The sequence below is a fragment of the Helicobacter valdiviensis genome (assembly GCF_003245365.1).
GTDB lineage: Bacteria > Campylobacterota > Campylobacteria > Campylobacterales > Helicobacteraceae > Helicobacter_D > Helicobacter_D valdiviensis.
On the sequence record NZ_NBIU01000005.1, the window covers coordinates 23,925 to 36,168 of the forward strand.

General features: G+C 32.9%; 11 protein-coding genes and 1 tRNA gene. 5 read left to right on the plus strand and 7 right to left on the minus strand.

Annotated features, from left to right (window positions below):
• Positions 1-12: 12 nt before the first annotated feature.
• The 7 genes from B6S12_RS02820 to B6S12_RS02850 form a co-directional block, all read right to left on the minus strand.
• Positions 13-534 (minus strand): hypothetical protein, encoded by a 522-nt coding sequence (locus tag B6S12_RS02820; RefSeq protein ID WP_111229308.1) that lies wholly within the window; start codon positions 532-534, stop codon positions 13-15.
• A gap of 2 nt (positions 535-536) precedes the next feature.
• The gene (locus B6S12_RS02825; protein ID WP_111229309.1) at positions 537-1,046 is read right to left on the minus strand and encodes a hypothetical protein; all 510 of its coding nucleotides are present in this window, start codon (positions 1,044-1,046) and stop codon (positions 537-539) included.
• Positions 1,043-2,077 carry a hypothetical protein gene (locus B6S12_RS02830; RefSeq protein WP_111229310.1) on the minus strand — a complete coding sequence of 345 codons (1,035 nt, stop codon included), beginning with the start codon at positions 2,075-2,077 and terminating at the stop codon, positions 1,043-1,045. The genes B6S12_RS02825 and B6S12_RS02830 overlap by 4 nt, the downstream gene beginning before the upstream one ends.
• Before the next feature lie 78 nt (positions 2,078-2,155).
• Positions 2,156-2,905 (minus strand): sulfite exporter TauE/SafE family protein, encoded by a 750-nt coding sequence (locus B6S12_RS02835; protein WP_111229379.1) that lies wholly within the window; start codon positions 2,903-2,905, stop codon positions 2,156-2,158.
• Positions 2,902-4,299 carry a cysteine--tRNA ligase gene (gene cysS / locus B6S12_RS02840; protein WP_111229311.1) on the minus strand — a complete coding sequence of 466 codons (1,398 nt, stop codon included), beginning with the start codon at positions 4,297-4,299 and terminating at the stop codon, positions 2,902-2,904. Before cysS ends, B6S12_RS02835 begins: the two co-directional genes overlap by 4 nt.
• 202 nt (positions 4,300-4,501) lie before the next feature.
• Positions 4,502-4,585 (minus strand) — tRNA-Leu (locus B6S12_RS02845).
• A gap of 44 nt (positions 4,586-4,629) precedes the next feature.
• Positions 4,630-4,959: a F0F1 ATP synthase subunit C gene (locus B6S12_RS02850; protein WP_111229312.1), complete on the minus strand. Its 330-nt coding sequence runs from the start codon at positions 4,957-4,959 to the stop codon at positions 4,630-4,632.
• Positions 4,960-5,434: 475 nt separating this feature from the next.
• Here B6S12_RS02850 and purD point away from each other — a divergent pair, with 475 nt between their 5' ends.
• The 5 genes from purD to B6S12_RS02875 are packed head-to-tail and all read left to right on the plus strand — an operon-like array spanning position 5,435 to position 12,189.
• Positions 5,435-6,703 carry a phosphoribosylamine--glycine ligase gene (gene purD / locus B6S12_RS02855; protein WP_111229313.1) on the plus strand — a complete coding sequence of 423 codons (1,269 nt, stop codon included), beginning with the start codon at positions 5,435-5,437 and terminating at the stop codon, positions 6,701-6,703.
• Positions 6,700-7,173 carry an RDD family protein gene (locus B6S12_RS02860; RefSeq protein WP_111229314.1) on the plus strand — a complete coding sequence of 158 codons (474 nt, stop codon included), beginning with the start codon at positions 6,700-6,702 and terminating at the stop codon, positions 7,171-7,173. The genes purD and B6S12_RS02860 overlap by 4 nt, the downstream gene beginning before the upstream one ends.
• Positions 7,154-9,307, plus strand: coding sequence for an LPS-assembly protein LptD (locus B6S12_RS02865; protein WP_111229315.1), 2,154 nt, complete (start codon positions 7,154-7,156; stop codon positions 9,305-9,307). The genes B6S12_RS02860 and B6S12_RS02865 overlap by 20 nt, the downstream gene beginning before the upstream one ends.
• An 8-nt stretch (positions 9,308-9,315) precedes the next feature.
• The gene (locus tag B6S12_RS02870; protein ID WP_111229316.1) at positions 9,316-10,002 is read left to right on the plus strand and encodes a phosphoribosyltransferase; all 687 of its coding nucleotides are present in this window, start codon (positions 9,316-9,318) and stop codon (positions 10,000-10,002) included.
• Between the two features lie 9 nt (positions 10,003-10,011).
• The gene (locus tag B6S12_RS02875; RefSeq protein WP_111229317.1) at positions 10,012-12,189 is read left to right on the plus strand and encodes a polyribonucleotide nucleotidyltransferase; all 2,178 of its coding nucleotides are present in this window, start codon (positions 10,012-10,014) and stop codon (positions 12,187-12,189) included.
• Positions 12,190-12,244: the final 55 nt, after the last annotated feature.

Sequence of the window (12,244 nt, forward strand, 5' to 3'; positions counted from 1 at the left end):
TTTGATATAAAATTATTCTTGATAATATGCATTTAATCTATAAGAGAGTATTAGTTCTCCTTTTTCTTCTTCAATATGGATAGGGAAAGAGAAACGCAATTTACCTTCTAAAGTTGAAATTTGACTTAGCGAATCATAGAGTGCGTTAATATCTTTTAGTCTGCCACTTACGATGAATTTTTGCACTTTATAAGAGTTTTCTAAAGTGGGTTCCCCATCTTTAACCACATCTACCTGCATAAAGATGGAAGAGAGTTGTTGTTTGATTTTTTGTGCAGTAGGTTTGTTTTTAAACGCATTTAGTGTAGTTTTGTGGGTTTCTTGATAGCTAAGGAGTGCTTTTTGTGCATTTTCCATTTGGGTATTGATTTGTTTTAATACAAAAATTTCGCGTCTATAGTTTGCATTATTTTCTTGAAAATCTTTTAAAGAAGGCATTACAACCCCAATAAAAAGCCCTGCTATTAAAAAGAAGTAGAAAATAAAAAAGAAAGTATTTCTAATCCAGTCAATTTGTGCAAAAAATGCTCTCATTTTTATTGCTCCCTATTAAGTTTGCTGATGGATACAAAATTATACCATCCATTTGGTAATCTATAGAAATCTGCTTTGCTTTGGTGGAAAACAGAACGCAAAGGAACTTCTAATAAAAAAGTATAGATTTGTTTAGAGGGGGTGGTGCCATAAAGAGTTAATTCTTCCTTATTCATTTCTATTTTTCTTAATGTGATTTGTTCGGGTATCATAGAAAAGAGATTATGCACACTTTCTTCTAGAAGTGCATTGTGTTTGGCAAGATAGCCTGCAAATTCTACTGTTTTTTGTTCTGTTTCTAAAGATTTTTGATAGCTTTTTATTTGCTCAATAGCTTTTTTTTGTTCTTGGAGAGTGATTTGTAATTTTGTATTCATAAAATATTCTTGCATTTTTAAAGTGCCTACAAAACCAACAATGATAAAAAGAGTTAAGAAAATATAACCCCACCAAATTTTTGTTACTCTTTTAAAAAGTGTTTTAACATTTGGTTTTGTAAAGCTATAGTTCATGCGAGCCCTTTTGTTTGAAAATATTTAAAAGATTCATACCCTAAATGTGCCAAAATTTCAGAAACATTGCAAGAGCGAATATTGATATTTAGCATGGTTACATTTTGGATATATTTTAGTGTGTCTTTATTGATATCATGAGGGTTGAAGATTACAATTTCATCTACAAATTCACTTTCATAAATTTCATTTGTATAAAACTCATTTAAGGCAAGTTGAATAAACTTTGCTGCACTGCTAACTCTAGAGAAATCATCAAAATTGCCATGCGTGTTTTGCGTTTCTTCTTCTTTTTCTTGTGGATTTTCACCCTTTAGTTCTTTGATGAGATTGTCATCTTCTAAATTTTCTAATTCATCTACTTCATCAATGCCTTTTAATTCATCTTGTAAGTCTTGCTCAACATCTATTTTTTCTAACTCATCTAAACCAGATTTAAGATTATTGCTTGTAAGATTGATTTGGCTCTCTATGTCGCTTTCAAGCACATAATAAGCACCAAAAAGCACGCCTTTTCCAAGTTTTGTAACAATCATTGTGATATGGGCTTTTTGAAACAATACATAAAGTTTGCAACCTTCTTGAAAAAGCTCTTTGCTTAAGGCATAAAGCACCATAAAAGGAGAGATAATAAAATCCACCCCTGTTTTTAAGAAACGACTCTTTGTTTCGCTAATGCCATCTTTGCCTACATAAGCATACCAATGATAGTTTTTTACATATTCTATTTCCTTGGGATTAATGCCATATTGATGAAAGCCTTCTTCGTTATCCTTGCAAATAGTTCCTTGCACAATTGAAGTTGGCAAGGTGGCAAGATAGATAAAAGGATGTTTGATTTTTGTTTTGTTGATAAATCTTACAGCTTGAATGGGAAATTGCCCAGGAGTTGTTTTATAAGATTTTTGGATTGTATCTGTGATTTTGCCATTTTTATAATATCTTAGTGTGAGAGTGCAAAGCCTACTATCAATTTCTATGCCTACAATTACTGTATAGAAAAAAGGACGAATAAGTTGGATTAATTTCATAAGCACTCCAAGCTAAAATCTTTAAGTAATGTTAATTGAAAAACCCTTAAGAATAAAGTAAATTTTTTGGGAAATTCTTTAAGGATGCATATCATGTTTATCCTTATTATTATGATCCATAGTATGCATCTTGTGGCTGGCATTTGGATTTGTTAAAAACATAATACCTTTTTGTATCATAAAAACCCCAAAAATAATGATAGCAAGTGTAGAGAAGATAAGAGCAAATTTTCTTAATGTATTGTTGTTTAGAAGAGAATTTGCCAAAAAGCCCATAATAAATAAAGCAGGAATTGTTCCAAGTCCAAAAACACCCATAATAACCCCCCCCATTAAAGGAGAAGCAAAGGCAGCTGCACCAAAAAGGTAGCTATATACAAATCCACAAGGTAACAAACCATTTAAAATTCCAAGAAAATAAAGGCTTAGTGGAGAGTTTAAAGAAAGGAATTTTTTAAAGCTTTTTTGATACCATTGCCTCTCTTGCACGGAATGTTCTATGAGGGTTAGAAACTTAATTTTTCCCAAGAGTGAGAGCGCGGCTAAAATCATCATAACGCCCGCAAGGATAAATAAAGTGGCTCTAAGATATCCATTTAAAACAAACATCTTACCTAAAAATCCTACTAAGATTCCAAGTAAAATATAGGTGCTTACGCGTCCAAGATTATAGATAAGATGTAAAAAAGCAAGCTCTATTTTGCTTTTTTGAATTTTTCCCATTTTAGCACAATAAGCCAAAACAATCCCTCCGCACATTCCAATGCAATGTCCAAAGCTTCCAACTAATGCAATGCTAAAAAGTGCTATCAAACTAAAATCGCTCATTGTTTCTCCCATACACATCCATTAGGAGTATCCATAATGGAAATTCCTCTAGTGGCTAAGTCTTGTCGTATCGCATCAGCTTTTTGATAATTTTTAGTTTTTTTTGCTTCAAGTCTTTCTTGTATAAGGTTTTCTATGTGTTCTTTTTCTTCTTGAGTAATTCCTAATTGGAAATATGTTTGGGCATCTTTTGAGCCAATTCCTAAAAGCTTTTGGATAAAAGATAGATTGCCTGTAATTAAAGGAATTTTATCGTGAAGTTTGGAATCTAAAAACTCATTAGCTTGAGAGATGAAGTCATCTACTACACTTAATGCTTTGGAGATATTTAAATCATCATTTAAAGCCCCCAAAAATGCTTCTTTGAAACTCGGGCATATTTCTTGATTGCCTGTAAAATTGATGCGTTTTTTTAAACGGTAGATTTTATCAAGACGCTTTTTGCAAGCTAGTAAATCTTCTTCGCTAAAATTTAATCCTGCTCTATAGTGTGTGCTTAAAAGATAAAAGCGTAAAATCTCACCATCATAGTGTTTGAGTGCATCTTTTATAAAAAAGCTGTTACCTAGAGATTTTGCCATTTTTTCCCCATTAATAGTAACAAATCCATTGTGAATCCAGTATTTTGCTAAGGTTTGATCGTTGGCACATCTTGTTTGTGAAGCTTCATTTTCATGGTGAGGGAAGAGTAAATCTGCACCACCTCCATGGATATCTATTGCATATTTTCCTTTGTAAGCTAAATGTGCATCAATCATAGCAGAACATTCAATATGCCAACCAGGACGCCCTTTGCCAAAAGGAGAATCATAGCCCACATCGCCTACACCTTTATAGCTTTTCCAAAGAGCGAAGTCTTTATTGTCTTCCTTTTGCTCGCTATTTTGGATTCTACTAAGGTTTTCTAAGTCTGCAATTCTTCCGCTTAAACTTCCATAAAGCTTGTCTTTATGGACAGAGAGATAAATATCGCCATTGGGAGTTTTATAGGCATATCCTTTGTCTAAAAGCTTCTGAATAAGAGAAAAGATAGCTTCTAAGCTTTGTGTGGCTTTGGGTTCTATATCAGCCCTTTCTACTAAAAGTGTTTGCATTTCATCAAGATATCTTTGTGTGTAGGTTTGTGTGATTTCTTCAATGCTTTTTCCATTTTGAAGAGATTTATTAATGATTTTATCATCAATATCTGTAAAGTTTTTAGCAAAAATAACTTTAAAACCATTCTCTCTTAAAAGTCTTCTCCATAAATCAAATACAATAGCACTGCGTGCATGCCCTAAATGCGAATCATCATAAACAGTAGGTCCGCACACATAAAATCTTACTTCTCCCTCTGTGATAGGGGAAAATTCTACTTTTTCTTTTTGAATACTATCATAAATTTTTATTTGCATAATGCTGTATTGCTCCACAATGATTTTTAGAAACTTTTATAAATAAAAGTATAGCAAAAAAGCTTTAAGGATTAATTATTTACAATAAAAGCCCATTAAAAAATATTGTTGGAGCTTATAGGAATTTTTTATCTCTCTTATTTAAAGTGCGGATATTTAAGTTTATATTCTTTAGATTTTGAAGAATGGGAAGAATTTATAATGGTGCGCTGAGCGAGACTTGAACTCGCACGGGTCGCCCCGCCACCCCCTCAAGATGGTGTGTCTACCATTCCACCACCAGCGCAAATTCCAAAAAGCACTAGGCTTTTTGGAGAAATAAGGAGTTTATTAAGCTCCTAGTCCTAAGTATTTTAGGAATGGGTTTGCATAAAGTAAAATCAAAGCAACAACAAGTGTATAAATAACTTGTGCTTCAATCATTGCTAGAGCAATAAACATAGTTGTCATTAGCTTTCCGCCAACACCTGGATTTCTAGCCATACCTGAAATTGTAGCAGCAGCTGTGCTTCCCATACCAATAGCACCACCTAAAGCAGCGATACCTAAACCAATACCAGCAGCAATTGCAGAATATGACAATAAAGTCTCTCCAATTCCATTTTCAGCAGCGAATGCAACACCAGCTAATGCTAAAAAAACTAAGAGTAATTTTTTCATCACTTAAACTCCATAAAATTTTGATTTCTCCAAAGTCTTTTCGGATCTGTCCCCTACTAAACACTCTGTTGGAAGTGGGATTATAAAATCTCTTTGCTAAAAATTCCATAAAATGAAAAATACTTTTTAAAATTTATCACTCCTTTAGCTAGAGTGTTTTATAATTTTAATTCCTGAGTGGTGCGAGATATCTTAATAAACATTAGAGGTCCAACACTTAAGTATGGCTGGTTGTATAGTCTCCTTTGTGTGTTTGGCATTCTCGCTATTAGTCTTAAAAAGATGAGAGTCTGCCCCTAAGAGGGAGCTTATGACTGGAATTTTTGGCTTTTTTTGGGGCCATAGGTTAAAAGAGACGCTCACTTGGGAGTTTTTAATTTTTGAAGTTTTTGTTTTTGGAAATTTTTTCTGCATATTTTAAAGAAAATTTTGAAAATTAAATTTTTATTTTTATATAAGTAAAGGTTGTAAATTTATGGAAATTGTAATCGTAGGAAGTGGAGCTAGAGAATATTCTATTGGGCTTGCCTTGCAACAAGAGTGTAGAATAGATGGAATTTATTTTTATCCAGGAAATGGTGCTACTTCAAAGCTTGGTAAGAATATTCAGTTTGCAAATGATAAGGAGTTTGTAGATTTTGCCATTAAGGAAAGCATTGGATTGGTAATTATTGGTCCTGAAGCACCTTTAGTAGATGGATTGGCGGATGTTTTAAGAGAAAATGGAATTTTAACTTTTGGCCCTAGTGCAAAAGCGGCAAGATTAGAGGGCTCTAAGGCTTACATGAAAGATTTTGCAAAGCGTTATGATATTCCTACAGCACGCTTTATTCAAACACAAGATTATGAAGAAGCAACTAAGTTTATAGAAGATTTGAATTTGCCTGTGGTGGTTAAGGCAGATGGCTTATGTGCGGGTAAAGGGGTAATAATTGCACAAAGCTATGAGGAAGCTAAGCTAAGCGTTAAAGAAATGCTTAATGGAAAAAGTTTTGGAGAAGCAGGGAAGAAAGTCGTTGTTGAAGAGTTTTTGGATGGATTTGAGCTTTCTGTATTTGCAATGTGTGATGGAAAGGATTTTATTGTATTGCCTCCAGCACAAGATCACAAAAGGTTGCTTAAAGGTGATGAGGGTCCAAATACAGGAGGAATGGGAGCTTATGCACCTTCTCCTTTAGCAAATGAGAGTTTAATAGAAAAGATTAAAAACAATATTATTAAACCTACGCTAGAGGGTATGGAAAAAGATGGAAATCCTTTTATAGGTGTTTTGTTTTGTGGAATTATGGTGGTAAAAGATGAGCCTTATTTACTAGAATTTAATGTGAGATTTGGAGATCCTGAATGTGAAGTCTTGATGCCGCTTTTTAAAAGGGGTTTGCTAGATTGTCTTTTGGGTTGTGCAAAGCAGGATTTAAAAAATGTGAGTTATGAATTAGAAGAGGGGTATTGTGTGGGCGTTGTTGCTGCTTCAAAAGATTATCCTTATAAGTCCTGTAAAAAAGAGCTTATTAGTATTAAAAATCAAAGCAATGAGGATTGTCATATTTCTTATGCAGGTGTTATTAAAGAAGGTATGGAGCTTTATGCTAGTGGGGGACGCATATTAGTAGCAGTAGGTAAAGGAAAAAGTGTTAGAGAGGCTACAAATAGGGCTTATGAGGCACTTAAGAGTGTAGAATTCAATGGAATGCAGTTTAGAGAAGATATTGCTTATCAAGCATTAAAATTAGAAGAGCAATGATGAGAAAAGAAAGCATAGAAGAAACTTTAGAGCGGGAAGAAATTGAAATCGCACCTCTTTATAAAAGGGTGCTTGCATATTTGGTGGATGATTTTTTATTAACACTTTTGATTTTGGGGATTTATTGGGAAGATTTTCAAACACTAAAGGATAATAAAGAAGCATTGCTTACTCTTATTTCTTCAACAACTATGATTTATTATATTATTTTTATTTTATATAATGCTATTTTTACAGCATTATATGGGGCAAGTATAGGTCATATGGTTGTTAAGGTAAAAGTTATTGAGATTGGACTTTTAGATAAGCCAAACTGGCAGCAAGCTTTTCTAAGGGCTTTTTTTAAAGCAATAAGTAGAATATTTCTCTTCTTGCCTTTTTTTCTTGTTTTTGAAAATTCTTTAAGAGCAACTTTACATGATAGAGTAGCAAAAACTTTGGTGGTTAATCTTGCAAACAATTATCGATAAAGCTTTAAAAAATACATTTAAATTTAGTCTTATTGCAACTTTAAGTCTTGCAGCTTTAGAAGCAAAGCCTAGCATTAAGCATTATGATAAAAGTAATCAAGCTGTTTTTGAATTTTTAGCCGATGATATGGAATATAATAAAGAAGAGGTTATTGGAAAGGGCTATGCAACAGTTATTAATGCAGATTATTATGTAACAGCCAATAAAGCAATTTATAATACAAAAACCTCTGAAATTACGCTCATAGGAAATGTAAATGCCTATAAGGGAAACTCGCTATTTTTAAAAGCTGAAAATGTAAAAATTAAATTAAAAGAGGATTATTCTTTTTTAAAACCCTTTTATTTGCAAGATTCACAAAGTGGTTTATGGATTAGTGCAGAAGAAGCACAACTAGATGATAATGTTTATAAAATTGATGAATCTAGCATTTCTACTTGTAGTGTCAATAATCCCATTTGGAAGCTAAAAGTAGCACAAGGGGAATATGATGTAAATAATGAGTGGCTTAGTGTTTGGCATCCTAGATTTTGTATTTATGATATGCCAGTTATGTATTTTCCCTATCTTTCATTTTCTCTTGGTTATAAGCGTAAAAGTGGCTTGCTTTATCCTATAGTAGGAAATTCAAGAGATGATGGTTTTATCTACTCGCAACCTATTTTTATTGCTCCAAAGGATAATTGGGATATGACTTTTTCTCCTCAAATCCGCACACAGCGTGGAGGAGGATTTTTTAATGAATTTAGAATGATTGATAAAAAAGATGAGATTTTATGGGCAAATTTTGGTGTTTTTGGTGATTCTAAAAGTTATCAAAATGAATATGATTTAGAAAATAGACAACATTTTGGCTTTCAATTAGAATACCAAACAAAAAACTTGTTTATAGAGCCTAAAAAAGAGAGTTATTTTAAAGAAGATGGATTGTATGCAAATATTTCACAAATTAATGACATTGATTATTTTAGACTTCAAGAAGATGAAAGAGTGCAAAATCGTACAGATTTGCAAGGAAGTTTACTAACTTCAAGATTAAATTATTTTTTAAAAAGTGATCAAGATTATATTGGGGTTTATGGGCGTTATTATACGGATTTAGAGCTAACAAGTAATGCTAACACCATGCAAACTCTTCCGCATGTGCAATACCATAGACAAATGGAAAGCATTTTTTTAGATAATCTTTATTATTCTGTAGATTATCAAATTAAAAACCATACGCGTCCTAGTGGTTATAGGGCAGTGCAGCAAGAAATCTCCCTGCCTCTTACTTACTCGCAACCTCTTATAGAAGATTATTTAAATCTTAGTGTTTCTCCTATAGTATATGCTTCAAGTGTGCAATATAGCAATATAGATAGGGGTTTGAATTTAGAAAATGGAACATATTTAAATCACTATTATGATTTTAAATTAAATTCAGATTTGATGAAAAATTATGGAGATTTTTCGCACACTCTTAGTTTGGAGAGTGAATTTATTTTGCCTGCAGCTAAACATAAAAAAGGAGATTTTACAAGCTTTTTTGAGTTGCCAGGGGATAGAAAGCAGGTTAAATTTGGTGCTAAACAATATTTTTATAACGCACAAAATGATCTTGTTCTCTCACATAAGATTCGCCAACATATCTATATGGATGATACAAAAGACAAATATGGGGAAATAGAAAATGAGATTCAATATTTTTATGATTACCGTTGGGATTTTTTAAGTAGTATTTATTACTCACACCAAAAAAATAGAATTTCAGAAGCTACCCATCAAGTTAATTATAATGATGAACTTATTAATGTTTTTTTTGGACATTATTTTAGAGAGGAATTTGCACATCAGGATTTATATAGAGGAAGATTTGGGGAAGCAAGTTATATTAATGCAGGTTTTAGTAAAGAATTTGATTATTTTAATATTTATGCAAAAATAGGTTATGATTATAAAGAAAATTATTTTAAAACTTGGCAAGTTGGTGTGGATACTAGCATTAGATGCTTTTCATTTGGAGTGAAGTATGTGAGTGAGATTTATCCTACTCTAACTACAAGAGGAGCAGAAGCTAAGGATGAGAAATATGTTCTTTTTGAAATTAAATTTATTCCGCTTTTAAGCAGCGATTTAAAAGTAGGGAATTAAGGATTAGTTTGGAATTTTTAGGCACTTCACAGCATTCAGCGCGTCGCAAGGTTTATTTTAAAAATAGAGAGGATGCACTAAGTAAGCTTTTGTCAAATATGCCTTTGAATTTTTTTGAAAAGCAAGATTGTGTAGTAGTTGGAATTTCTTTTGCAGGGATTTTATTTGCACAGCAGTTAGCACAAACCATTAAAGCACCTTTGGATTTTTTGTTCTCTGCGCCCATTTTGGCGCCTAATAATCCAGAATGTGAAATTGCAATGAGCACAGAAACGCATGATATTGTAATTAATGAAGCTTTGGTGCGATCTTTTGAAATAAGTTTGGATTATATCTATGGGGAGGCACAACGCCAATATGAAGATAAGATGTTGCCTTTAATTTACCAGTATAGAAAAGGCGATAGGTTTATTTCTTTAAAGAATAAGCGTGTTTTACTTGTAGATGAGGGTATTGATAGTGGATTGACAGCGCTTGCTGCTATTAAATCTGTCATTACACTTCAAGCAAAAACAATTTATTTTGCAGCACCGGTTGCACCTTTAGATGTGGTTCAAATTATTGAAGAAAATACAGATGGAGTTTTTTGTCTTTATCAGGATAAAAGTTTTGTAGATATTGGATATTACTATCAAGATTATCCAGAAGTGGATTTAGAAACGATTGAAAAAATCTTTGAAAATATTAATAAATAAGGAGAAAATATGGGCGAAGTAGTTTTAAGTTATGGTGAAAAATATATTTTTGATAAGTTTGCAAAGCAGAGTAGCGGAAGCGTTTATTTACAACAAGGGGATAATGTCCTTTTAGCAACTGTAAGTATTGATACTCAAGAGATTGTGGAAGAAGATTTTTTGCCCCTTACTGTGCAATATATTGAAAAGTCTTATGCGGCAGGGAAGATACCAGGTGGTTATGTAAAAAGAGAGGCAAAACCAGGAGATTTTGAGACTTTGAGTGCTAGGATTGTAGATAGATCTTTACGCCCTCTTTTTCCTAAAGATTATTGTTATCCTACACAAATTACCATTATGGTATTGAGTGCTTCTAGCGATGCAGATTTGCAAGTTTTAGCATTAAATGCTGCAAGTGCTGCACTTTTTGTATCTGAAATACCTCTTCAAAAAGCTGTAAATGGCGTGAGAATAGGAAGAATTGATGGAGAGTTTGTGTTAAATCCTAAAATGAGTGATTTGGGTGAAAGCACGCTAGATTTGTATGTAAGCGGTGTGGATGATGAACTTTTAATGATTGAAATGAGAAGTTTTGGAGGATTAAAAGTTGCCAAAGGACAAAATTTAAGCTTACTTCAGAATTTTGATGCAGAAAATGTGAAATTTAGTGCTAATGAGATAGATGAAGAAGAATTGATTTTAGCTTTAGAATTTGCTAAAAATGCTATCCAAAAGAAAAGCAAAGATATGCAAGAAAACTTTACATCTTTTGTAAAAAAACCTCTTGAATTTAGTCAGAAAAGAGAAAGTTTTAGCTCTTTAGAAATTAAAAATTTTATTAAAGAAGAGCATTTAGAGGAGTTAAGGAATATTATAGAAGTGCTTTCAAAGAGTGAGCGTAATAGTGAAATTATCGCATTTGCTAAAAAATGTGAGAAGATTTGGCTAGAAAAATATCCAAAAGAGGGCGACAATCTTGATAAAAAAGTAATGGAAAGTGTTCTAGAAATCAAACGCGAGATTATAAGAAATATGATTTTAAAAGAGAGAAAAAGAGCAGATGGTAGAGGCTTAAAGGAAGTGCGTCCTATCAGTATTGATACGAACTTTTTGCCTCAAGCACATTCTAGTGTTCTTTTTACACGCGGACAAACTCAAGCTTTAGTTGTAGCGACTTTAGGTAATGATATGGATGCGCAAAGTTATGAATTGCTAACCGATAAGAGTTCTCAAAAAGAGCGTTTTATGGTGCATTATAATTTTCCTCCTTTTTGTGTAGGGGAGGCAAGTCCCGTTTCTGCTCCTGGGCGTAGGGAATTAGGTCATGGAAATTTAGCTAAAAGAGCTTTGGAGGCAAGTCTTATTAATCCGCAAATGCAAACTATAAGACTAGTTTCAGAGATTTTAGAATCTAATGGATCTTCTTCTATGGCGACAGTATGTGGGGGTTCTCTTGCTTTAGCAGCTGCTAGAGTGGAATGCACAAGTTTGATTGCAGGGGTTGCTATGGGACTTGTGAGTGAGGGGAGTGAATATGCAGTTTTAACGGATATTATGGGATTAGAAGATCATGATGGAGATATGGATTTTAAAGTAGCAGGTTCTAAAGAAGGGATTACTGCAATGCAGATGGATATTAAGCTTGGTGGATTAGATTTAAAAATTTTAAAAGAAGCTCTAATGCAGGCAAAAGAGGCAAGAATCCATATTTTAGAGATTATGGAAGAAGCAAAAGAAAAGATTGTTTTTAATGAAGAGGTTTTGCCAAACTCTCAAATTTTTTCTATCCATCCAAGCAAAATTGTGGAAATTATCGGGCAAGCAGGCAAAACCATTAAGGAAATTATAGAGAAATTTGAAGTTGCGATTGATTTGAATAAAGAAAATGGGGAAGTTAAAGTTAGTGGTAACAAGAGCAAGGTGGATTTAGCAAAGGAACATATTATAAATATTGCAAACTCTAAAGAAGCTAAACCTAATATTCATGAGCTTTATAAAGTGGGTGATGTGTATGAAGGAAAGGTGAAGAAAATTATGGAGTTTGGCGCTTTTGTGGAGTTGCCTAATGGTTATGATGGACTTTTGCATATTTCTAAAGTGGTAAAAAATCGTGAAGAAAAAATGGAAGATTATTTGCAAGTAGGGCAAGTTGTTAAAGTAGAGGTTCTTTCTTTAAATAAAAATAAAGTAGAGTTAGTTTTGCTTTAAATGGAGAATTAATGAAAATTTAGGCAGAATCTAAAAAAAATACACAAAGGGAGAA

What these genes read in the sequence shown, in the direction of transcription:
- B6S12_RS02820 (WP_111229308.1), bottom strand. Translation starts at nt 534, where the DNA reads ATGAGAGCATTTTTTGCACAAATTGACTGGATTAGAAATACTTTCTTT.
- B6S12_RS02825 (WP_111229309.1), bottom strand. Translation starts at nt 1,046, where the DNA reads ATGAACTATAGCTTTACAAAACCAAATGTTAAAACACTTTTTAAAAGA.
- B6S12_RS02830 (WP_111229310.1), bottom strand. Translation starts at nt 2,077, where the DNA reads ATGAAATTAATCCAACTTATTCGTCCTTTTTTCTATACAGTAATTGTA.
- B6S12_RS02835 (WP_111229379.1), bottom strand. Translation starts at nt 2,905, where the DNA reads ATGAGCGATTTTAGTTTGATAGCACTTTTTAGCATTGCATTAGTTGGA.
- cysS (WP_111229311.1), bottom strand. Translation starts at nt 4,299, where the DNA reads ATGCAAATAAAAATTTATGATAGTATTCAAAAAGAAAAAGTAGAATTT.
- B6S12_RS02850 (WP_111229312.1), bottom strand. Translation starts at nt 4,959, where the DNA reads ATGAAAAAATTACTCTTAGTTTTTTTAGCATTAGCTGGTGTTGCATTC.
- purD (WP_111229313.1), top strand. Translation starts at nt 5,435, where the DNA reads ATGGAAATTGTAATCGTAGGAAGTGGAGCTAGAGAATATTCTATTGGG.
- B6S12_RS02860 (WP_111229314.1), top strand. Translation starts at nt 6,700, where the DNA reads ATGATGAGAAAAGAAAGCATAGAAGAAACTTTAGAGCGGGAAGAAATT.
- B6S12_RS02875 (WP_111229317.1), top strand. Translation starts at nt 10,012, where the DNA reads ATGGGCGAAGTAGTTTTAAGTTATGGTGAAAAATATATTTTTGATAAG.